The organism is Microbacterium sp. LMI13-1-1.1 (assembly GCF_040815625.1).
GTDB classification, from domain to species: domain Bacteria; phylum Actinomycetota; class Actinomycetes; order Actinomycetales; family Microbacteriaceae; genus Microbacterium; species Microbacterium forte.
On record NZ_JBFPNL010000005.1, the window covers coordinates 1 to 20,809 of the forward strand.

16 protein-coding genes are annotated in these 20,809 nt (G+C 68.5%); 8 read left to right on the forward strand and 8 right to left on the reverse strand.

The genetic code is table 11. The features are described 5' to 3' along the window. On the reverse strand, positions 1-190 hold a 190-nt coding region (locus tag MRBLMI13_RS06840), incomplete at its 3' end, for a hypothetical protein (protein WP_367821376.1). Between the two features lie 421 nt (positions 191-611). Here MRBLMI13_RS06840 and MRBLMI13_RS06845 point away from each other — a divergent pair. Both MRBLMI13_RS06845 and MRBLMI13_RS06850 read left to right on the forward strand, forming a co-directional pair. Then, positions 612-1,097 carry a MarR family winged helix-turn-helix transcriptional regulator gene (locus MRBLMI13_RS06845; RefSeq protein WP_367821378.1) on the forward strand — a complete coding sequence of 162 codons (486 nt, stop codon included), beginning with the start codon at positions 612-614 and terminating at the stop codon, positions 1,095-1,097. Then, positions 1,094-1,750, forward strand: coding sequence for a hypothetical protein (locus MRBLMI13_RS06850; RefSeq protein WP_367821380.1), 657 nt, complete (start codon positions 1,094-1,096; stop codon positions 1,748-1,750). Before MRBLMI13_RS06845 ends, MRBLMI13_RS06850 begins: the two co-directional genes overlap by 4 nt. Here MRBLMI13_RS06850 and MRBLMI13_RS06855 read toward each other — a convergent pair whose 3' ends face one another. Continuing rightward, positions 1,751-2,161, reverse strand: a complete 411-nt coding sequence (locus MRBLMI13_RS06855; protein WP_042536815.1) for an MmcQ/YjbR family DNA-binding protein — start codon at positions 2,159-2,161, stop codon at positions 1,751-1,753. 60 nt (positions 2,162-2,221) lie between these two features. Then, positions 2,222-5,227, reverse strand: a complete 3,006-nt coding sequence (locus MRBLMI13_RS06860; protein ID WP_367821382.1) for an alpha-mannosidase — start codon at positions 5,225-5,227, stop codon at positions 2,222-2,224. Between the two features lie 165 nt (positions 5,228-5,392). Here MRBLMI13_RS06860 and MRBLMI13_RS06865 point away from each other — a divergent pair, with 165 nt between their 5' ends. Next, positions 5,393-6,424 (forward strand): LacI family DNA-binding transcriptional regulator, encoded by a 1,032-nt coding sequence (locus MRBLMI13_RS06865; protein ID WP_367821384.1) that lies wholly within the window; start codon positions 5,393-5,395, stop codon positions 6,422-6,424. Positions 6,425-6,456: 32 nt separating this feature from the next. Here MRBLMI13_RS06865 and MRBLMI13_RS06870 read toward each other — a convergent pair whose 3' ends face one another. Beyond that, positions 6,457-7,767, reverse strand: a complete 1,311-nt coding sequence (locus MRBLMI13_RS06870) for a glycoside hydrolase 5 family protein (protein WP_367821386.1) — start codon at positions 7,765-7,767, stop codon at positions 6,457-6,459. A gap of 211 nt (positions 7,768-7,978) precedes the next feature. On the opposite strand from MRBLMI13_RS06870, the gene MRBLMI13_RS06875 reads away from it, so the two are divergent. From MRBLMI13_RS06875 to MRBLMI13_RS06890, 4 genes are read left to right on the forward strand one after another with little or no spacing between them, the layout of a single operon-like run. Next, the gene (locus MRBLMI13_RS06875) at positions 7,979-9,280 is read left to right on the forward strand and encodes an ABC transporter substrate-binding protein (RefSeq protein ID WP_367821388.1); all 1,302 of its coding nucleotides are present in this window, start codon (positions 7,979-7,981) and stop codon (positions 9,278-9,280) included. Positions 9,281-9,283: 3 nt separating this feature from the next. Beyond that, positions 9,284-10,210 carry a carbohydrate ABC transporter permease gene (locus MRBLMI13_RS06880; protein WP_197065931.1) on the forward strand — a complete coding sequence of 309 codons (927 nt, stop codon included), beginning with the start codon at positions 9,284-9,286 and terminating at the stop codon, positions 10,208-10,210. Further along, positions 10,207-11,142: a carbohydrate ABC transporter permease gene (locus MRBLMI13_RS06885; protein ID WP_042536820.1), complete on the forward strand. Its 936-nt coding sequence runs from the start codon at positions 10,207-10,209 to the stop codon at positions 11,140-11,142. Before MRBLMI13_RS06880 ends, MRBLMI13_RS06885 begins: the two co-directional genes overlap by 4 nt. Further along, the gene (locus tag MRBLMI13_RS06890) at positions 11,139-14,381 is read left to right on the forward strand and encodes a GH92 family glycosyl hydrolase (protein ID WP_367821391.1); all 3,243 of its coding nucleotides are present in this window, start codon (positions 11,139-11,141) and stop codon (positions 14,379-14,381) included. Before MRBLMI13_RS06885 ends, MRBLMI13_RS06890 begins: the two co-directional genes overlap by 4 nt. A 38-nt stretch (positions 14,382-14,419) precedes the next feature. On the opposite strand, the gene MRBLMI13_RS06895 is transcribed toward MRBLMI13_RS06890, so the two are convergent. Next, positions 14,420-15,628: an endo-beta-N-acetylglucosaminidase H gene (locus MRBLMI13_RS06895; RefSeq protein WP_367821393.1), complete on the reverse strand. Its 1,209-nt coding sequence runs from the start codon at positions 15,626-15,628 to the stop codon at positions 14,420-14,422. A 180-nt stretch (positions 15,629-15,808) separates the two neighbouring features. After that, on the reverse strand, positions 15,809-17,440 hold the full coding sequence (locus MRBLMI13_RS06900) for a fucose isomerase (RefSeq protein WP_367821395.1): 1,632 nt from the start codon (positions 17,438-17,440) through the stop codon (positions 15,809-15,811). Positions 17,441-17,622: 182 nt separating this feature from the next. Here MRBLMI13_RS06900 and MRBLMI13_RS06905 point away from each other — a divergent pair, with 182 nt between their 5' ends. Then, positions 17,623-18,030 (forward strand): hypothetical protein, encoded by a 408-nt coding sequence (locus MRBLMI13_RS06905; RefSeq protein WP_367821397.1) that lies wholly within the window; start codon positions 17,623-17,625, stop codon positions 18,028-18,030. Between the two features lie 16 nt (positions 18,031-18,046). Here MRBLMI13_RS06905 and MRBLMI13_RS06910 read toward each other — a convergent pair whose 3' ends face one another. Both MRBLMI13_RS06910 and MRBLMI13_RS06915 read right to left on the reverse strand, forming a co-directional pair. Continuing rightward, positions 18,047-19,042, reverse strand: a complete 996-nt coding sequence (locus tag MRBLMI13_RS06910) for a LacI family DNA-binding transcriptional regulator (protein ID WP_056374631.1) — start codon at positions 19,040-19,042, stop codon at positions 18,047-18,049. A 65-nt stretch (positions 19,043-19,107) separates the two neighbouring features. Beyond that, positions 19,108-20,805: a long-chain-fatty-acid--CoA ligase gene (locus MRBLMI13_RS06915; RefSeq protein ID WP_367821399.1), complete on the reverse strand. Its 1,698-nt coding sequence runs from the start codon at positions 20,803-20,805 to the stop codon at positions 19,108-19,110. Positions 20,806-20,809 lie beyond the last annotated feature (4 nt).

The window sequence follows — 20,809 nt, forward strand, 5'->3', positions numbered from 1 at the left end:
GCGGAAAATCGCCCGGATCCCCCGTCGCGATCGTCTCCACGATCACCGCCTCGGCACGCCGGAACGCCGCCCCCGCGCCCTGCAACACCGCGACCCGGTCCGCATCCGACAACCCCGCCAGCGCGTCATCGGACAGCACCGCATCCAGGTCGGCGACGACCCGATCCAAAAGCTCCGCAGTGCTGTTCATACCCCCAGTCAACCGGGGACCACCGACATTCGAGACCCGAAACGGCCCGCTTTTACCCCAGATCAACGCCATATTCCGATCTCCCGATACAGCGCAGAGAAGGACGCGCGGCCGACGAAAGCACCAAGAAGAAGAAGACGGCGGAGGAGAAAGGGAGGGAGACGGGAAAGGAGACGGCGGAGGAGACGGAGACGGAGACGGGAAAGGAGACGGCGGAGGAGACGGGAAAGGAGACGGAGAAAGAGAGGGAGACGGAAGAGGAGAAGCAGACGGAGTCGGAGTCGGAGACGGAGAAGGAAAAGGAAAAGGAGAAGGAGAAGGAAAAGGAGAAGTAGACGGAGACGGAGAAGAGGAAAGGGAAAGAGCAGGCGGAGCGAGAAAAACTAGTGAATACAGGTAACAATGCAGTATCGTCACAATCATGGAACCGCTCTTCGTCGATCGCCTCCTGCTGATCGCAGACCTCTTCCAGAGGGACATGGCCCGCGCTTTCGACGGCACCGGACTCACGACAGCCCGCGTGCACCTGCTCTGGGTTCTTCAGCACGCCGGGCCGTCGACGCAGCAGACACTGGCACAGCTCTGCGATGTCACCCCTCGCAACATCACGGGGCTCGTCGATGCTCTCGAGAAGTCGGGGCATGTCCGGCGCACCCCGCACCCGACCGATCGACGCGCCGTCCTGGTCGAGCTGACCGAGGCCGCCACCGCGACGATGGCGCGGATGCAGAACGAGCACGCGCAGCTCAACGAGACTCTGCTGTCGGCGATCGCCCCTGCCGACCGCGCGGCCGTCGAGCGCGGCCTCTCGGCCGTGGCCGCCCACCTCGAGCACCTCGTGACCACCGCCGCCACGCCCTCTCCCGAGAGCGCGGGCGCCCCCTCCCCTCGCGGAGACACCGCATGACCGAGCAGCTGCAGACGACCGCTCCGAGCCCGACCCCGATCGCGCGCATCCTCAACTTCCTCCATCGCGCATGGATCGCCGAGCTGCGGGTGTATTCGAGCATCGCCCGCGCGATCGCCCGCCGCCCCGCAGTCCCGAAGGGCGGCACGGGAATCGGCTACCACCGCCCCGTGCTCACGGTGCTGTTCATCTTCATCGGCCTCTCCGCTGTCGAGATCCCGATCCTCGACCTCATCGTGCACCAGTGGCCCGCCGTGCGGATCACGCTGCTGGTGCTCGGCATCTGGGGCGTCACCTGGATGGTCGGCCTGCTGTGCGCGATGCTCATGCGGCCGCATTCGGTGGGGCCCGACGGAGTGCGGGTGCGCAGCGGACTCGAGCTCGATGTGCCGATCGGGTGGGCCGACATCGCGTCGGTCGCGATCGACCGCCGCGTCGACCAGCCCAAGCAGCCGCGCATCACGGGGTCGGAGTACGCCGAGCGGATGCAGGACGAGACCAACATCGAGATCGAGCTCGAACGCCCGGTCTCGATCCGGCTCCCTGGTCTCGCACCGAAGGGCGGGGTGCACCACGTCGACCGCATCCGGTTGTGGGCCGATGAACCTCGCAGCTTCCTCGACGCGGCCCGGCCGTTCTTGACGGCGACCTGATCAGTCGAGACCGCGCTCCGCGAGCCACTGCTTCGCGACGAGCACCGGAGCCCGCACGAGCCACGCGTCCGCGATGATCTCGGCGAGCCGGTCGCGCTCGACCGCGTCGAGCTGCACCAGCAGGCCGGGGTATCCGTCGAAGTGCGGAATCGAGAACAGACCCTCGGGCTCTGCCGCCAGCAGCATCGCCTTCTCCTCGAGGCTCGCGACTCGCACGCCCAGCACCGGCCCGTCGGGCCAGACGAGCCCGAGATCTGCGAGCTGGCGCAGATCGACCTTGCTGGCGCCGCGCACCCACGCGATCTGACCGCTCGGCAGCCGCCAGGAGGGCTCGCCCGTGTGACCACCGACGCGCTCGGTCACACCGGGCAGCGCGAGCGCGATCTCTCGAACGTCATCGACTGTCGCCATCCGCCCATCGTCCTCCCATGAGGCAGCCCGCCACAATGGCGACCGCGGATGACGCAGGTCTCAGCGCACGATGCGCAGCGTCCGCACCTCGAACGGCCGCAGACGCAGCTCGCCGCCCACGCGCCCGTCGTCCAGCGCGTCCTCGATCAGAGAGACCTCCCGGATCTCCTGATGCTCGAAGTCGGCAGCGAGCGACCCGACCGCACGGCGCCCGAGCGCCTCGTAGAGGCGCACGATCACGTCGCCCGAGCCGTCGTCGGCGAGCTTCACACCCGAGACCACGATGCCCTCACCCTCGACGCTCACGAGCGGCGCGACCTCGTGCGCGCCGCGCACCAGGGTCGGCAGCGAGTTGAGGCGGATGCCCTCGGCGGTCGCGATCGCGGCGTCCGCACCGACCACGAACCCGATCTCGATCTGGTGGTGGCCGTGGTCGGTGTCGGGGTCGGGGAACCGCGGCGCGCGCAGCAACGAGAGCCGCACAGTGGTCGTGACGACCTCATCCGACACCTCGCGCGATGTGTCGTACCCGTAGATCGAGTCGTTCACGAGCGCGACGCCGAAGTCCTGCTCGCGCACCAGCACGAAGCGGTGCATCGAGGTCTCGAACTTCGCCGCCTCCCAGCTGGTGTTGGTGTGCGTCACCCGCGCCTGGTAGCCGAACTGCGTCTCGGCCTCGGTGTGCGTTGCCTGCACGTCGAGCGGGAACGCGAGCTTGAGCAGCTTCTCGGTCTCGTGCCAGTCGATGTCGTTGCGGAGCAGCACGGTGCGCTGCCCGGGCGCGAGGGTGATGGTCTGCTCGATCGTCGACTCGGAGAACGACCGGGTCACGACGACCGAGGCCGTGCCGTCGACGACGGACGCCGAGATCGAATCGACCGCGGTGAGGTCGTCGACGCTGTTGCGGTAGTACTTGTCGATGTCCCAGGCGTCCCACATGTTCGGGAAGTCCTGGTGCAACTGGAACAGGTTCGCCGCGCGCCCCTCGGCCACCGCCTCGCGACCCGAGGTCTTGTCGACCGCCGAGACGATGAGCCCCTCGGAGGAGATCAGCACGGAGACGAGCTCGTTCTCGAGGCGCCACCCGCCGTCTTCGCCGGAGAGCATGACGGATGCCGGGGCAGGCGCCTCGACGAAGCCCGCCCCGAGCGCGCGTCCACCGCCACCGACGCCACCGACCGACGTCGGCACGAACCGCAGCTCGCGATCCCCCGCGCCCGCGAGCGAGCGCCGAGCGGCATCGGAGATGTCCCGGGCATCCGACAGCACGTTCGTGAGGACCTCGACGGCCTCGCGGTGCACCCACGCGATCGACGTGCCCGGCAGGATGTCGTGGAACTCGTGCAGCAGCACGGTCTCCCACAGCCGATCGAACTCGGCCTGCGGGTATGCGGCGCCGGTGCGCACGGCATCCGTCGCCGCCCAGAGCTCGGCCTCGACCAGCGCGTGCTCGGCCCAGCGGTGCAGCGCCTTCGTGGCGTGCTGACTGGTGAGGGTTCCGCGGTGCAGCTCGAGGTAGAGCTCGCCGACCCAGACGGCCGGGTTCGGCAGCTCGGCGCGGGCGGCGTCGAAGAAGGTGTCCGGGTGCTCCCACACGACCCGCGCGCTGCCCTCGAGGTTCTCGAGGCGCTTCGCCTTGCCGGTCATCTCACGCGTGGTGCCTCCACCGCCGTCGCCCCAGCCCACCGGCGCGATCGACCGCGATGTCACGCGGTTCTCCTTGAACTGACGCGAGGCCTTGGCGACCTCCATGCCGCTGAGCTGGGAGTTGTAGGTGTCCATCGAGGGGAAGTGCGTGAACACCTGCGATCCGTCGATGCCCTCCCACAGGAAGGAGTGGTGCGGGAAGACGTTCTGCTGGTTCCAGGAGATCTTCTGCGTGAAGAACCACTCGAACCCGGCACGGCGCATGAGCTGCGGCAGAGCCGGCGAGTAGCCGAAGCTGTCTGGAAGCCAGACGCCCTTCGAACGGATGCCGAACTCCCGCTCGAAGAAGCGCTGCCCATAGGAGAACTGGCGCACGAGCGATTCACCCGTCGGCATCACGGTGTCGGATTCGACCCACATTCCGCCGAGCGGCAGGAAGCGCCCCTCGGCGACGGCGGCCTTGACCCTGGCGTACACCTCGGGCCGGTGCTCCTTGAGCCACGCGTACTGCTGCGCGCTCGACATGCCGTAGAGGAAGTCCGGCTGCTCGTCGATGAGCGTCGTCATCGACGAGGTGGTGCGGGCCACCTTGCGGATCGTCTCGCGCACCGGCCACAGCCAGGCGGAGTCGATGTGCGCGTGGCCGATCGCCGAGATGCGGTGCGCGCTGGCCTCGGCGGGCGCTGCGAGCACGTCTGCCAGGCGAGCGCGGGCGTCGGGTGCGGTCTGCACGATGCGCTGCAGATCGAGCACATCGAGGGCGTCGTCCATGGCCTGCAGGATCTGCATGCGTCTCGGCGACGTCGCGGGCAGCTCGGCCTGCAGCTCGAACAGCACCTCGAGGTCGAGGGACAGCTCGAAGACCTCCTGCTCGAAGACGGCGAGGTCGATGCGGCGGGTGCGATAGAGCGGCTCGCGGGACGACGTCTGGATGTCGCCCTCCTGCGTCGGCAGGAAGGGGTGGTAGTCGAGCAGCACCGGGTTGGCGGCCGCCTCGAGATACAGCTCGACGGGCTCGTCGCCGTGAGCGTCCTCGGTGATGGGCAGCCACTGGTTGCGCGGGTTGATGCTCTTGACCGGACTGCCGTCGGGCCGGTAGACGAGCGCCTCGCACTGGAAGCCCGGCATGTTGATGTCGAATCCGAGGTCGATGACGGCCTCGACCCGGCGGCCGGCCCATTCGGCGGGCACGCGACCGGTGATCTTGAACCAGGTCGTCGACCAGGCGGGGCCCCACATGCTCGGCACGGAGGCCGGGGCGAAGTCGAGAGCGAGCCCGTCCGCCGGGCTGATCGGCTCACCCGGGAGCTGGTTCACCTCGATCGTGAGGGGCACGGATGCGGAGTGGACGGCCGGGCGGATGCGCTCGTCGAGCACCCGCTTGACGCGGCCGACGGTGAGCGAGGTGTCGTCATGCATGGTGTGATTCTCCGGGCTCGACGGTGAGAGGGGACCTGACTCGCGCCCGGGAGTCGGGCGGTTGCCGACAATGCTATCGGATTTACTAAAGCGATCTAGTAAACCGGCCCGGAATCACGCTCGGCGGCTTCCGAGCGGCTAAACCGATCAAGTAGTGTGAGGCGCATGACCTCGGGCAAACGCGTCACCATCGCGGACATCGCGCGCATGGCCGGAGTCTCGCCCGGAGCCGTGTCATTCGCGCTCAACGGACGCCCCGGTGTGAGCGATGAGACCCGTCAACGCATCCTCGCGATCGTCGAGGAGAACCACTGGCAGCCCAGCTCCGCGGCGCGCGCCCTGGTCGGCGCCCGCGCCAACACGGTCGGCTTCGCACTCGCGCGTCCCGCCCGTTCGCTCGGATCCGAGGCCTTCTTCACCGACCTCATCGCCGGCATCGAGTCGCGGCTCTCCGAGAGCAAGGTCAGTCTGCAGCTGCGCCTGGTCACCGACATCGCCGAGGAGATGGAGGTGCATCGGCAGTGGCGGTCGTCGAACCAGGTCGACGGCATCATCCTCATCGACCCTCGCGATGACGACCCCCGCAGTGACCGGATCGCGGCGCTCGACGCCCGCGCGGTGATGATCGGCTCGAAGCCCTCCCCCGAGGGAGCAGTGCCGAGCGTCTGGATCGCCGACGACGAGGTGGCCGAGACGCTCTTCTCCTACCTCGCTGCCCTGGGGCACACGCGCATCGCCTACGTCGCCGGCCCGGCCGAGCTCGAGCACACCCGTCTGCGCGCTGAGGTGCTGCACGCCATGGCGCCCGACGGCATCGCGGGCGAGGTGATCACGACCGACTTCTCCCCCGCCAGGGCCTCCGCCGTCACACGCTCCCAGCTCTCGGGCCGCCTGCGCCCGACGGCGATCGTCTACGACAACGACGTGATGGCGGTGGCCGGCCTCAGGGTCGCCCAGGAGATGGGCCGCGCCGTTCCGCGCGACGTCTCGATCGCATCCTTCGACGACTCGGTGATCGCCGGTCTGATCAACCCGTCGATCACCGCGATGACCCGTGACACGTTCGAGCTCGGCGAGCAGGCCGCGACACTGCTGCTGCAGCAGATCGTCGCCGGCCTCAACCTGCCCAGCGCTCAGGGCCCGACGCCGACCCTCACCGCCCGCGAGAGCACGGCTCCGCCGGCGGCAGCATCCTGACGACGGCTCTGCGGCGTCTCGCGATGTCGTCGTCAGCCGTCGACGACGGTGTTGACGGAGCCGTAGGGGTCGACCCCGCTCGTCGACAGATCAGGACGGATGAGGCGACGGATGCCGCGCGCGGCGAGCGCCGCGTCGTCGAGAGCCGTCTGCGACGTCACGAAGGCAGGGTCGAGGCCGGCGTCGCAGGCATCCACCCAGGCCTGGAAGATCGCACCGCCCGGGCTGAGAGCCGCGCGACTCACGGGCACCTCGCGCGCGTCGACGTCGACCACGATCGCCGTCTCGCGGGCGGGCACCGCGCGGCGCTCGCGCAGTTCGGGGATGAGCTCGGCGAACCGGCGGCCGAGGGGCTTGGCCGCACCGCTCTGATCGATCAGGCCGAGCGAGTACTCGAGCTCGGGGAAGTCGCCGAGCTCGCGGCTCACATCGTGCGAGCACCACCAGGTCACGCCCCAGAGGTTCTCCGTTCGCACCGCCGACCGCAGCGTCGCCTCGAGGAAGCCGGGCATCTCGCTCTCGTCGAGGCAGTTCGACGGGGCGCCCACCTCCTGCAGCCAGACCGGTCGCTCGCGATCGGTGGCGAAGGCGCGGGACAGCTCGATGAGGTACTCGGCGTGGCGGTCGGCGGCGACCGACCTGCCGCCGTAGCGCTGAGCCGTGCCGTTGAAGATCCAGGAGTGGATCGTGGTCATCTCGCCCAGGCGCGACGCATGCGCGGGGGTGAAGCCGTGCCCGTCCATGTACCAGACCGCGTCGTACTCGCTGTGGACGTGCGAGAGACCGGGTGCCGCTCCTTCGGCGGCAGCGAGCAGCGACTCGATCCAGTGCCCCGCTTCGTCGGTCGTGACCGGCCAGGGCGACGGATGCGTGTGCGCCGAGAACTGGTTCGTCTCGTTGCCGAGGGTCAGCCCGAGGAAGTTCGGGGCGTCGCGCAGCGCGCCGGCGAGCGTCTGCACGAGGTCGACCTGCCCGCTGAGTGCTGTCGGGTCGGTGAACATGTTGCGGTCGTGCCAGGTGTAGAGCCAGGAGGGCACGAAGTCGAAGCTCGACAGGTGCCCCTGGATCACGTCGACGCTCGCATCGAGCTCGAACTCGGCAGCGATGTCGACCATGGCGCGGACATCGTCGATCGCCTTCGTGCGGATGAGCGTGCGGTTCGGCTGCAGCACCGTCCACAGGGGGAAGACCCTCACGTGGTCGAGTCCGAGCTCTGCGAGGGCCGCGAAGTCGCGCCGCACGTCATCGGGGGTGAAGTCGAGCCAGGAGTGCATCCAGTCCTTAGACGGCGTGTAGTTCGCCCCGAATCTCAGGCGAGCATCGAGAGCGCGGCGCTGCGTCATGTGTCCGGACCTTTCCGACAGAGCCCTCCGGCGAGGACATTTCGCACCACTATAACGCTTGAGCGCGAGGCCGCCACCCGGAATTCCGCTATCTGCATGCACGCGGAGCGTCGAGACCTTGACAGAGACCGCGACGGATGGTTTCATCTGCTAAAGCGTTGTAGTCCGTCGGACGGACACCGCCAATCGCCCGCCTCGAGGAAGAAGCACGATGAAAGTTCCCGCACGCATTGTCGCTCTGGCAACATTCACGATCGGCGCCATGGCGCTCGCCGGCTGCACCGGAGGCGGCGCCACATCGGGTGCCGCCGGTCCGATCGACACCTCCGGTGAGCTGAGCGGAACCATCCAGTTCCAGACCTGGTCGCTGAAGAACGAGAAGTTCACCCCCTACTTCGAAGACCTGATCGACGCGTTCGAGAAGGAGCACCCGGATGTCACGGTCGAGTGGCTCGACCAGCCGGGCGACGGCTACCAGGAGAAGATCCTGAGCCAGGCGAACGCCGACACCCTCCCCGACGTGCTCAATCTGCCGCCGGACATCGCGTACCCCCTCGTCGCCGCCGGCAAGCTCGTCGACCTCGAGACGGCGGACCCCGACCTGAAGTCCGGGTACAACGCCGGCGCATGGGAGGCGTACAGCCAGTACCCCGGCGTCGAAGGCACCTACGGTCTGCCCTGGTACCTCTCGAGCGACGCCTCGTGGTGGAACCTCGCGCAGCTCGCCCCCTACGGCGTCACGGAGGAGAACCTCCCCACGACGGTCGACGAGCTGCTCACCCTCGCGAAGGACGTGGCCACCGAGTCCGGCGGCAAGGTGCAGCTGCTGTCGTCGATCCCCGCTCTCGACACCTTCACCTCCGCCGGCATGGAGGTCATCAACGACGAGGGCGAGTTCGACTTCAACACCGAGGAGGCCGCAGCGATCATCGAGAAGTACGCCGACGCGTACGCGGCCGGGGCGATGCCCGCCGAGGCTCTGACCGGCGACTACGGCGGAAACGCCGAGGCCTACATCCAGGAGAAGGTCGCCTTCACCACCGGCGGCACCGGCTTCACGACCGACCTCGCCAAGGACGCCCCCGCGCTGCTGGAGAACACCGTCGCCACGCAGCGTCTCGGCATCCCTCCGCTCTATGTGCAGGGACTGAACGTCTCCGCCGATTCCGACAACAAGGAGGCTGCACTCGCGTTCGCCGAGTTCGCGACGAACGAGGAGAACCAGGTCGCCTTCTCGTCCCTCGCCGTCGGCACGGCGCCCGGCACGTCGTCGGGTGGTGACGCCGTGGTCGAGAACATCTCGTCGTCGATCACCGACGAGAAGCAGCTGTCGGCGATCGACACCGTGTTCACCGCGATGGAGGATGCCAAGGCCATCCCGTTCCAGTGGACGTCCGACATGGCTACGTACATGACTCAGCAGATCGCGCTCGCCGTCAACGGCGAAGCCGACGCGCAGGAGCAGCTCGACAAGATCGTCGAGTACGCCAACGCGAACCGCGTGGACCAGTAAGCCATGAGCACGGACACCAGCATCCGGAGCCGGAGGAAGAGCATCACGTCTCACCGGTGGTTCACCCCGTGGCTGCTCCTCGGCCCCGCCGTCATCTGGGTGCTGGTGTTCGCGCTCTGGCCGTTCCTCAACACCGTCTTCCTGAGCTTCACCGACGCCCGCCCCCTGCGAACCCCCGAGTTCGTCGGCGGGGCGAACTACGAGCGGATGTTCGGCGACGAGATGTTCTGGAACGCCCTCACCACCTGCATCATCTACGTGGTCGTCTGCGTGCCGCTGCTCACGATCCTCCCGCTGCTTCTCGCTCTGCTCGTGCAGAAGAAGCTGCCGGGTATCGCGTTCTTCCGCACCACCTTCTACTTCCCCGTCATCGCCTCGGTGGTCGTGGTCGCGCTCATCTGGACCTGGCTGTTCGACAGTCGCGGCATCATCAACCAGACGCTCGAGTTCCTCGGCCTGGTCGACAAGCCGATGGCGTTCCTCGTCGACCGCTGGCTGCTGCTCGGCTGCGCGATCCTGCTGACGGTGTGGAAGGGCCTCGGCTACTACATGGTCGTCTACCTCGCCGCCCTCGGCAACGTCGGCAAGGAGCTGCATGAAGCGGCGATGCTCGACGGAGCAGGGTCGTTCCGCCGTTTCCTCTCGGTGACGATCCCCTCGGTGCGCGGTGCCATGCTCCTGATCGCGGTGCTCATAGCGGTCTCGGCGATGAGGGTGTTCGCCGAGCTCGACGTGCTCTCGAAGAGCACCGGCGGGCCGGGCGGCTACGACATGTCGCTGGTCATGCTGATCCGTCAGGTCGGCTCCGGTCTCAACGGCAACATCGGCTATGCCTCGGCGATCAGCGTCGCCCTGTTCCTCCTCACCCTGATCCCGCTCGCCGCGATCGCCATCATGAATCGCGAGAAGAAGGCGAAGGTCCCCGCATGAGCACGCTCACCCCGCCGCGCGTCGACGACGACCGGCGTCCCGACGATCAGACCGCCGCGACCACACGCGAACGCATCTTCCGCCGCCGCGGCTCAGGCGACTTCAGCAAGCCGACGCTCGGCGGGCTGATCGGCCGCTACGCTCTGCTGCTGTTCGTGCTGGTGATCGTCATCGGCCCGTTCCTGTGGCAGCTCTCGACCTCGTTCAAGGGCCCGCAGGAGAACATCTACTCCTTCCCGCCGAACCTCATCCCCCGCGAGCCGACGCTGCAGAACTACGCCACCGTCGCCGAGATCGTCCCGGTCTATCTCTACGCCTGGCACTCCCTGCTCGTCTCGGTCGGCACGGTGCTCAGCAACGTGATCCTCGCCACGTTCGCGGGCTACGCCCTCGGCTGCATGCGCTTCCGCGGCAAGTGGATCGTCATGGCCATCCTGCTGTCGACGCTGCTCTTCCCCGGCGAGGTCACCGTGACGAGCAACTTCCTCACGATCCGCGCGCTCGGCCTCGCCGACACCCTGTGGGGCGTGTTCCTGCCCGGCGCGATCAGCGCCATGAACGTGCTGCTCGTCGCCACCGCGTGCCGGATGATCCCCCAGGACGTGCTGGATGCCGCGACCGTCGACGGCGCCACGACCTGGCAGCGCATCCGCCATATCGTGTGGCCCAACATCCGGGGCATGGTCTCGGTCGTCGCCGTCTTCGCCTTCATCGGCGCGTGGGACGACTACCTCTGGCCCCTCATCGTGCTCTCCGACCCGTCGAAGTACACGCTGACCGTCGGCATGGCCTATCTGAACAGCAGCTTCTCCGTCGATCCGCGTCTGATCGCGGCGGGCACCATGATCGCACTCGTGCCGATCGTGATCATGTTCTCGTTCACGCAGCGGTTCTTCTTCAAGGGCGTGCAGGAGGGCGCGGTCAAGGGGTGAGCACCGTGCACCTCATGCCCGCCGACGGGCCGGTCGATCCACCGTCATCTCGTCCTCGGGCGGGCGTGATCCCCGGGCAGGTCTTCGCCTTCTCCTTCGACCCCTCGGCAGGCGAGCAGCGGATCGACGTGCCCGGACTCGCAGACATCCCCGTCACGTCCGACACCGTGCTGCACTGGGCGTTCTATGCCGACGGCGCCGACGCGACCCTCGCCCCGCATGCGGCGCTCGCGGTGACCGTCGATGCGCGGCGTGCCGACGGCGCGAGGCTGAGTGACATCGCCGCCGTGCGCGACCGGTACGACTTCCCGCTCACCGCCGATGCGCAGTTCGGGGCCCGCTGGAGTCTGCCGGAGCAGTGGAACGCCGACACGGTGTCTCTCGCCCCGCTGTGTTCGGGTTCTGTGCCGCACACCTCGGTCACCGTCGAACTCGTCCTGGGCACAGGATCCCTGGCGACCGACGCGGATCTCCCCTCGCGCGTCAGCGGCTTCGTGCAGTGCGTCGTCGAGGAGATGCCGGAGCACCCCGCGGCGGCGGACCTTCCTCCCGTCGAACGCGTGGACACCCGTCGAGGCACGCACTCCGGACCGCGCTTCTCGCGCGGCAACACGATCCCCGCGGTCGCCGTTCCGCACGGCTTCACGTTCGTCACTCCGGCGACCGATGCCTCGGACACCCGTTGGCCGTACCGCCCCAGCATCCACGACGACCCGCCGGGGCGACGCCTCGAAGCGCTGCAGTTCTCCCATCAGCCGAGTCCGTGGATCGGCGATCGCTCGGTGCTCCAGCTCATGCCGTTCGACGGACGCCCGATGTCTGACCGTGGGGAGCGTCGACGCTGGATCACCCCCGGGTCCGAGCGCGCCCGCCCGCACGAGTACGCGGTCGACCTCGGCGGACTGCGCGCAGAGATGACCGCGACCTCGCACGCCGCCGCCTTCCGGGTGCGCGGCGCCGAGGCCGACGCCATCGTCGGGTTCGTGATCGATCAGCCGACCGACGAGGGACGCCTGACCTGGACGGAGGACGGCGGCTTCGAAGGGTGGACGCCCGAGGGCACCGTGGACTGGGGCAACGCTCCGCGCTGCTACTTCGCGGGCGTGGTGCTGCGCAGCGAGGGTGACGACGCGTCGGGCCCGCGCGGCGCGCTCGACGACGCCGAGCGGGTGCACGTCGCCGGCTATGTCGGTGGTCGCGGTTCGCTCGAGGTGCGCGTGGCGGTGTCGTTCGTGTCGATCGAGCAGGCCAGACGCAGCCTCGACCTCGAAGCGCCGGCCGAGGTGACCTACGACGAGGTGCGGGCGGCATCCGCAGCATCCTGGAACCGCGTGCTGGGGCGTGTGACCATCCCGCCCCTCCCCGAGGCGGAGGCTCCGTATCGCCGACTGGCGCACGACGAGCATGTGAGCCGGATCGCCGCGGCCCTGCACCGGATGCATCTGTATCCGAACACGGCCGCCGAGAACGCGGGAACCGCCGATGCCCCGATCCCTCGATTCGCCGACGTCTTCGCGGCGCGAGAGCCGTTCGGCGAACGCGCCACCGGCGCCCCGACCGTCGACGGCGAGCTGGTGGTGAACAACGGCTACTGGGACACCTACCGCACCGAATGGCCGGCACTCGCGCTGCTCGACCCTGCGCTGACCGGCAGGCTGCTCGACGGACAGCTCGAGCAGTATCGCCGTGGAGGCTGGATGGCCCGGTGGAGCGCCCCGGGATACGTCGACAGCATGGTGGGAACGTCGAGCGACCAGATCTTCGCCGACGCCGCCCGGTGGGGAGTGGAGTTCGACCGCGCGGAGGCGTTCGAGAGCGGCTGGCGCAACGCCTGCGAGCCGGGACCCGATGCGCTGCGCGGTCGCAAGGGCATCGCCCGCGGGCGCTTCACCGGATTCATCTCGTCCGACGTGCCGGAGGGCATGAGCTGGACCATCGAGAACGCCGTGAGCGATGCCGCACTCGGCCGGTTCGCCGCGCAGCTCGCCGCCGATGCGGAGTCCGCACAGGATGCCGCGCGCTACCGCTCTTTCGCCCGGTACTTCGCGAACCGGGCGCTGTCGTACCGCACCCTGTTCGATGCGGACTCCGGCTTCCTCCGTGGCAAGGACTCCGCGGGCGGCTTCGCGCCGGGCTTCGACCCGCGCACCTGGGGCGGCGACAATGTCGAGACGAACGCCTGGGGCATGTCGGTCGGCGCCGTGCACGACGGAGCCGGACTCGCGACGCTGCACGGCGGCCGCGACGCCTTCGGCCAGCATCTCGACGACCTCTTCGCGGAGCCCGAGACCGCCGACGAGCGCTTCGGCGGAGCATACGGCGCGGTCATCCACGAGCAGCGCGAGGCGCGGGCGTTGCGCTCCGGCATGTGCGCGATCTCGAATCAGCCCGCCCACCACATCCCCTTCATGTACGCGTTCAGTGACCGGCCATGGCGCACCGCGGCGATCGTGAACGAGCTCGCCGCCCGCCTCTTCGCGGGTGCCCACATCGGTCAGGGCTTCCCCGGCGACGAGGACAACGGCGAGATGAGCGCGTGGTGGCTGTGGGCGGCTCTCGGGCTCTACCCGCTCGAGCTCGCGTCGGGAGTGCTGCGGATCGGGTCTCCCCTCTTCGACGACATCCGCGTCGATCGCGCCGACGGCTCCTCGCTGCGCATCCGCTCTCACCGCAGCGAGCCGGCCGCCCACGTGCTGCAGAGCGCGCGACTCGACGGGGTCGATCTCGATCGCGCCGAGCTCCCCATCGCCGCGCTGGCCGGTGACGCCGACCTCGAACTGGTCTTCGGCACCGCCCCTTCGGATGCCCTCGAGACGGGCGAGCACGCACCGGCAGCCCACTCGACCTGGTGTCGCGATCTGACGGCCGAGCGAGCCGATGTGATCGCAGCGGCATCCGTCGTCGATGCCCGGCGCCTCTTCGACGACGGCGCGCATGACGGTTCGAGCGGCGTCGCCCTGGCTGCCGGCGAATGGGCGGGATGCCGCTTCGCCGAGCCCCGCGCCGTGAGCGACCTCACCGTGACGATGGTCGCTGCAGCCCCATCGTCGCGCCTGCAGTGGGAGGTCATCGATGAGGACGGGAACTGGACCGCGGCACCGACCACGCACGACGCGGAGCTGGCCGCAGACCGCACCACCCCGTTCGAGCTGGCGGCACCGGTCGTGACCCCGGCGATCCGCGTGCGGGCGGAGGCCGGGGTCACGATCCGTCAGATCGAGGTCTTCGACCTCGGGTGATCGCTTCGATCTCAGGGGATCGCTTCGATCTCAGGTGATCACTTCGACAGGACGAACGACACCTCGGTGGCGTTCCCGGCGACGTCGACGACCCGCAGCGTGTTCGCGCCAGTGACCGCTCCGAAGGCACCCGACCTCACGAAGTTCAGGTCGCTCCACTCGTTGTCTGTGAGATCCTTCTCGACGCCGTTGACGTAGAGCCTGTCGATCTTGCCCTCGTCGTAGAGCGTGAAGCTGACCCGCTGATAGCCGACCGCCGCATCGCCCTTCGTGAACCGCGCGCCCTCCTTGACCGTGACGGTCGGGGCCGTCGTGTCGCGGGGCGCCGCCCGATACTCGGTCGCCTCGCCCTTCAGCGCCTCGGTGATGCCCGAGAGATACGCCGACTGGTCGGTCGCGGTGAGGTTGTAGGCGACATAGACGCCGTAGCCGTCGGCGACAGTGCGGGTCGCGAAGTCCGCCGCGGTGGCTGCGCTCGTGTTGGCCAGGTCGATGGCCGCAGCCCCGAGCAGACCGCGGTCCTCGAGGCCGGGAACGACGGGCGCATCGTAGGTCGGGTAGTAGGGGTTCCAGGCGTAGTCGAGCACGCTCGCTGCATCGAACAGCGTGAAGTCGGTCGTCGTATAGGTCGGGCCGATCGCGTACAGGCTGATGATCTTGTCGGGGCCGAGGCGGTCGCGCAGCGCGGTGGCCAGCCATCCGAACGACTCCGCATTGGGCTGCGGCGTGCCATTGGCGCCGTAGTTCGTCCACTCGTCGTCGAAGTCGATGCCGTCGAGCCCATAGGTCGTCACGGCGTCGGCGAGCTGAGCGGCGAACGCATCGGCCTGCGCGAACGAGGTGAAGTTCGCGAAGCCGGCACCCTGGTGGTTGCCGAGCACCGAGAGCAGCACCTTGGCGCCCTTCGCCTGCACAGGACGGATCTGCGTCTCGGCATCGTCGAGCGTCTCGGTGACCCGCTCGTTGAAGTGCAGGTATGCCTTCTCGCCGTCGTAGTTGATGTTCGCAGCGAAGATCATCGCCATGTCGATGGCTGCATCGCCGGACTCGGCGAGCGTGTAGTCGGCGACGTTGGCTAAATCGTTCGAGTTCACCTCGACATAGACGGCGAGCTTCGGGTCGGCCGGCTCGGCACTCTCGGCGGCAGCCCCCAGCGAACCGGTGAGAATGCCTGCAGCAGCGGTCGCGAGCACCCCCAGCCCGGCGATGCTCTTTCGCAATCGGTGATTCCTGACGTTCTGACTCATGACGGATCGTCTCCTTCGGCGTCGTTGTCGAATCCGGCCGCACCGTCGCGACCTGCGGCCGACTATAGCGCTTAAGTACGCCATGCGGAAGAAGTCCGGCCCGACGGCCAGGAGGGGGCGGATGCCGCAGCATCCGCCCCCTCCCCCGGCCGCCCTCCGGAGCTCACCCTCACCCAGCGGTCAGATCGTCACGTCTCCGACCAGGTTGACCTTGATGCCCATGCCCGCGAACATCGCAGCCTTGGCGACCAGCGCCTTGTCGGCCGTCTCGGCATCCGGCGCATAGACGAGCTGAGCGTGGTTGGCCTTGTGCCGCGCCATGAACTGATCGCGCGAGATTCCGTGCAGCACCACGTGCGCGATCGGCCACTCGGGGTTCGTCGCATCCTTGCGGCGCTGGGTCTCCTCCGCCGGGAGCTCGACGACGGAGGCGCGGAAGATGTCGGCCTGCAGGATGCCGTCGGCGATGAACACGCGCGACAGCACGATCTCGCCGGGCTTCGAGACGCCGTTGATCGTCGCGCCGCCCGCCGGGAAGAACACGTGGCCCTGACGCCATCCTTCGGCGTTCTGCCAGCCGCCGAGGTGCGACGCGGGCACCGACCCCGAGATCTCATAGACCCAGACGAACTGGCCGTCGTGATCTTCGCCCCAGCGCACGTCGTGCAGGGTGTTGTCGGGCACGAGTCCCATCGCGCGCCACACCCGATCGGTGACCAGCGCGTCGACCGCGACGCCCTCGTCGGCCTCGTTGAAGTGCGGGAACGCACGACCCTCGTGCAGCACGCGCGAGCCGTCACGGGAGGTGACGGGCGGGCGCTCGGTCGAGTTCAGGATCCCCTCGGCCAGATCCGATGCCGGAACCAGGTCCTTCAGGCCCTGCTGATACTGGATGCCGACCGCGTCGAGGCCGAAGTCGTCGGCGATGCGGAGCGCGGCGATGTACATCTTCAGCTGCCACTGCACCTGCTCGCGGGTCAGCTCGGTCTCGGCGTCCTCGCCGTACCGGAACGTCATGCCCGCGTCGATCAGCCAGTCGTAGGCGGCATCCGCCTCGTCGTCGCCCACCTCGAGCATCTCGGCATACAGAGCCGACTGCGAGAGGCGCTCTTTGTAGATGCCGGTCTTGTTGAGCAGTTCGTCGTCGAAGATCGCGTTGTACATGCCCATGCAGCCCTCGTCGAAGACGCCGATGATGGCCTTCTCGGCGCGAAGCTCGGCGGCCAGCGCCTCGCCCAGCAGCTTCTCGGGGCTGTCGGGAAGTTCGGGCAGCGGGCGCACGTGCGACGCGTCGTGCGTGATCGAGCCGGTCTCGGTCCACTCCTCGATCCCGGCCCGGAACCAGTCGTCGGTGAAGTCGACCGACCAGATCGTGGCGTAGGGCTTGTCCATCTTGGTGAGGCCGGCGTTCAGGCCGAGGAGCCCGACGAGGCCGGGCCAGTCACCCGCGAAGTTCGCGACGGTGAGGATCGGACCCTCATGCGTGCGCAGACCTGCGAGCACGTGGTGCGAGTACTGCCACACCGCCTCGGCGACGATCAGCGGAGCATCCGTCGGGATGTTCTTGAAGACCTCGAGACCCATGCGCTGGCTCGAGATGAAGCCGTGGCCGGTCGCAGGGTCGACGTCGTTGGCGCGGATGACAGTCCACCCCAGGTCGTTGAAGACGCCGGTCACGCCCGCTTCGAGCTCGACCTGCACGGGCCAGCCGCCGGTGTTGGCGGCTTCGCGCAGGTCGCCCGAGGCGATCAGGTATGCGGCCTTCGGCGCGGACGCCGGTCGGGATGCCGGTGCCGGCAGGGTGTAGGTCATGACTCGCGTCCTCCTTGATCGCACGTGTTCTGCCACTGTATGTGAAATCGGTTTCATACCGCAACCGGCCATCCGTTCTGCACTGTCGCCAACATCGCCGACTTGTGCACACCGAGTGTGAACTCCGGCATACAGCGCGGGACCCCGGTGACATCCTGAGTTCCGCGCCGAACAATGGAGGTATGGACTTGAGCGATCCGCAGGCCTGGACGATGATCGGCATCTTCGCGAGCGCGATGCTCGGCGGCATGACCCTGATGACGACACAGTTCAGCCGGGTGCTTCGCGCCGAGATCGGGGGCCTTCGCGGCGAGCTCGGCGGCGAGATCGGCGGCCTTCGGGGCGAGATCGGCGGCGAGATCTCCGGCCTTCGCGGCGAGCTCGGCGGCGAGATCGGCGGCCTTCGCGGCGAGATCGGCGGCCTTCGCGGCGAGATCGACGTGCTGCGCACGGAGATGCGAGCCGGTTTCGAGGTGATGAACGTGCGGCTCGACTCCCTCGACACCCGACTCACTCGTGTCGAGGGCAAAGTCGACGACCTCGACACCGAGCTCACGCACCTCGCGACCCGGTTCTGGCGGTCTCAGTGAGGGACCGCGGGTGCTGTCAGCCCCTGGCCGTGGCGACGGCGCTGGCCGGCTGGATCTCGTTGCGCAGCACCACCGTGCGCGACGGCTGATCATCGCCGCCGATGCGCTCCAGCAGCATCCGCGCCGCCGTCACTCCCATGTGACGTGCGGGCAGCCGCACGACCGTCACGGCTGTGGGCGAGAGCGTCGTGAAGGGCAGCGAACCGATCACCGCCACGCCGACCTGCGGCGGGGTCAGGCCCTGCTCGGTCAGCACCTGGATCGCTCCGACGCCGATGAGGTTGTTGCCGGCCACCACGGCATCAGGCGGCTCGGGGAGTGCGAGCAGCTGCTCCATCGCCTCTCGCCCGCCGTCGACGCGGAACGTGGTGAACCGCTCGAGGTCGTCGAGGTCGAGATCCGGATGCGCTGCGCTCAGCGCTTGTCGCCAGCCCGCGGCCCGCTCGGCCGCCGTGTCGATGTGCTCGGGACCGCCGATGTAGGCGATGCGCCGGTATCCGGCATCGATGAGGTCTTTCGCGGCCGAGGCGCCGGCCGCCCGGTTCGCCATGACGACGCCGTCGATGTCGTAGGTCGTGCTGCGGTCGACGGCGACGACCGGCCGCCCCGTCGCGAGGATGCCGCCGAGGTCGGAGCGCTCGTCGGCGGTCGCGATGATCACGCCGGACATGTGCTCGGAGATCGCGATCTGCAGATAGGTCGCCTCCTTCTCGAGCTGCGAGTCGGAGTTGCAGAGCACGACCGAGTACCCGGCCTCCGAGGCGACGTCCTCGACACCTCGGGCCATCTCGGTGAAGTACGGGTTCTCGATGTCGGGGATCACGAGGCCGATGACCTCGGAGCTCTGCCGCCGCAGGGTGCGAGCGGTGCGGTTGGGGGTGAAGCGCAGCTGTTCGGCGGCTCGACGCACCGCCTCGACCTTCGACGCCGAGACGCTGGTGCCGTTGAACACGCGCGAGACGGTGGCCGGCGAGACCTGCGCGAGTCGAGCGACGTCGTAGATCGTGACCATCGGCACACTGTAACCGATTTCAATCGCGTCGGGGAGCTCGCGAGCGGGCGAACGAGGCCCGACGGTCAGTCGGCGAGCATCCGATCCCGCACCTGCCTGCGCAGCACCTTGCCGATCAGCGAACGAGGAAGATCATCGACCGCCGTGATGCGCTTGGGCACCTTGTAGGGGGTCAGCCGGGTGCGACAGAAGTCGCGCAGCGCTCCCGAGTCGAGTGTCGCACCCTCGCGGAGCACGACCGCGGCGGCGACCTCTTCGCCTCCGCTCGCTCTCGGAAGGCCGACCACGGCGGCGGCGGCCACGTCAGGGTGCGCCTCGAGCGCATCCTCGACCTCGCTGGGCGAGACGTTGAAGCCGCCGGTGATGATGAGCTCCTTGAGGCGGTCCACGATCGTCACGAAGCCGTCGGCAGAGACCTCGGCGATGTCGCCGGTGCGCAGCCAGCCGCCGGCGAGCAGCACGTCGGCGGTGTCGCTCGAGCGGCCCCAGTAGCCCTGGAACACCTGAGGTCCGCGGATGAGCAGCTCGCCCCGCTCGCCCACCGGCATGTCGACGTCGGTGTCGGCAGGATCGACGACGCGGATCTCCGTGCTCGGGAACGGCACGCCGACCGTGCCGGGGCGACGGCTGCGGCCCATCGGGTTGCCGAGTGCGACGGGCGAGCTCTCGGTCATGCCGTATCCCTCGACGAGCAGGCCGCCGGTCGCCTCCTCCCACCGCTGCACGGTCGCGACCGGAAGGCTCATCGCACCGGAGATCGCGAACCGGACCGTGGAGAGATCGATGGTCCCGCGTGACGCGGCACGCGCGAGCTGGTCGTAGATCGGCGGCACGGCAGGGAGGAAGGTCGGCGGACTCGTGCGCGCCGCCTTCGTGACGAGGCCGAGGTCGAAGGTCGGGAACAGCACGAGCTTCGCGCCGATGCTCATCGCGAACGTCAGGCACAGCGTCATCCCGTAGGCGTGGAACAGCGGCAGCACACCGTAGAACGTCTCCTTGCCGTCGACGAGTCCTGGCACCCATGCGCGACCCTGCATCGCGTTGGCGCGCAGGTTCGCGTGAGTGAGGATCGCGCCCTTCGGGTCGCCCGTCGTCCCACTCGTGTACTGCAACAGCGCGGTGTCGCCCAGCGAAGGGCCCTCGATGCGACGCGAGAGCGGACGATGGTCGACCAGCTTCTTCCAGGCCAGCGCGCGACGCGTCTTCGGGGTGGCTGTCAGCTTGGCCCTCGACGCCCGCGCCTTGGGGATGGGCAGCCGCAGGAGCATCCGTTGCGAGGCGGGCATCGCCTCGGTGAGGTCGACGCTCACGATGTGCTCGACCCGCAGGTCCGAGGGGAAGTCCGCGATCGTGTCGACCGTCTTGTCCCAGACGATCGCGACCTTCGCGCCGTGATCCTCGAACTGGTGCCGCAGCTCCCTCGCCGTGTAGAGCGGGTTGTGCTCGACCACGATGGCGCCGAGACGGAGTGCCGCATAGAAGGCCACGACATGCTGCGGGCAGTTGGGCAGCACCAGCGCGACGCGATCGCCCTTGCGCACGCCCAGGCGCCGGAGCCCCTCGGCGGCGCGCGTGATCTGATCGCCGAGCTCGCGGTAGGTCGTCACCGCGCCGAAGAACTCGAGCGCCGGGCGACGCGCGAATGCGGAGACGCTGGCCGCCATCATCTCGGGCAGCGTCTGAGTCGGAGCCTCGATCTCCGCAGGAACGTCATCTGCGTAGGAGGCGAGCCACGGCCGGGATTCGTGCGGGTTGACGGACATGTCC

What these genes read in the sequence shown, in the direction of transcription:
- MRBLMI13_RS06900 (WP_367821395.1), bottom strand. Translation starts at nt 17,440, where the DNA reads ATGACCTACACCCTGCCGGCACCGGCATCCCGACCGGCGTCCGCGCCG.
- MRBLMI13_RS06915 (WP_367821399.1), bottom strand. Translation starts at nt 20,805, where the DNA reads ATGTCCGTCAACCCGCACGAATCCCGGCCGTGGCTCGCCTCCTACGCA.
- MRBLMI13_RS06855 (WP_042536815.1), bottom strand. Translation starts at nt 2,161, where the DNA reads ATGGCGACAGTCGATGACGTTCGAGAGATCGCGCTCGCGCTGCCCGGT.
- MRBLMI13_RS06905 (WP_367821397.1), top strand. Translation starts at nt 17,623, where the DNA reads ATGGACTTGAGCGATCCGCAGGCCTGGACGATGATCGGCATCTTCGCG.
- MRBLMI13_RS06895 (WP_367821393.1), bottom strand. Translation starts at nt 15,628, where the DNA reads ATGAGTCAGAACGTCAGGAATCACCGATTGCGAAAGAGCATCGCCGGG.
- MRBLMI13_RS06910 (WP_056374631.1), bottom strand. Translation starts at nt 19,042, where the DNA reads ATGGTCACGATCTACGACGTCGCTCGACTCGCGCAGGTCTCGCCGGCC.
- MRBLMI13_RS06870 (WP_367821386.1), bottom strand. Translation starts at nt 7,767, where the DNA reads ATGACGCAGCGCCGCGCTCTCGATGCTCGCCTGAGATTCGGGGCGAAC.
- MRBLMI13_RS06850 (WP_367821380.1), top strand. Translation starts at nt 1,094, where the DNA reads ATGACCGAGCAGCTGCAGACGACCGCTCCGAGCCCGACCCCGATCGCG.
- MRBLMI13_RS06860 (WP_367821382.1), bottom strand. Translation starts at nt 5,227, where the DNA reads ATGCATGACGACACCTCGCTCACCGTCGGCCGCGTCAAGCGGGTGCTC.
- MRBLMI13_RS06875 (WP_367821388.1), top strand. Translation starts at nt 7,979, where the DNA reads ATGAAAGTTCCCGCACGCATTGTCGCTCTGGCAACATTCACGATCGGC.
- MRBLMI13_RS06885 (WP_042536820.1), top strand. Translation starts at nt 10,207, where the DNA reads ATGAGCACGCTCACCCCGCCGCGCGTCGACGACGACCGGCGTCCCGAC.
- MRBLMI13_RS06845 (WP_367821378.1), top strand. Translation starts at nt 612, where the DNA reads ATGGAACCGCTCTTCGTCGATCGCCTCCTGCTGATCGCAGACCTCTTC.
- MRBLMI13_RS06865 (WP_367821384.1), top strand. Translation starts at nt 5,393, where the DNA reads ATGACCTCGGGCAAACGCGTCACCATCGCGGACATCGCGCGCATGGCC.
- MRBLMI13_RS06880 (WP_197065931.1), top strand. Translation starts at nt 9,284, where the DNA reads ATGAGCACGGACACCAGCATCCGGAGCCGGAGGAAGAGCATCACGTCT.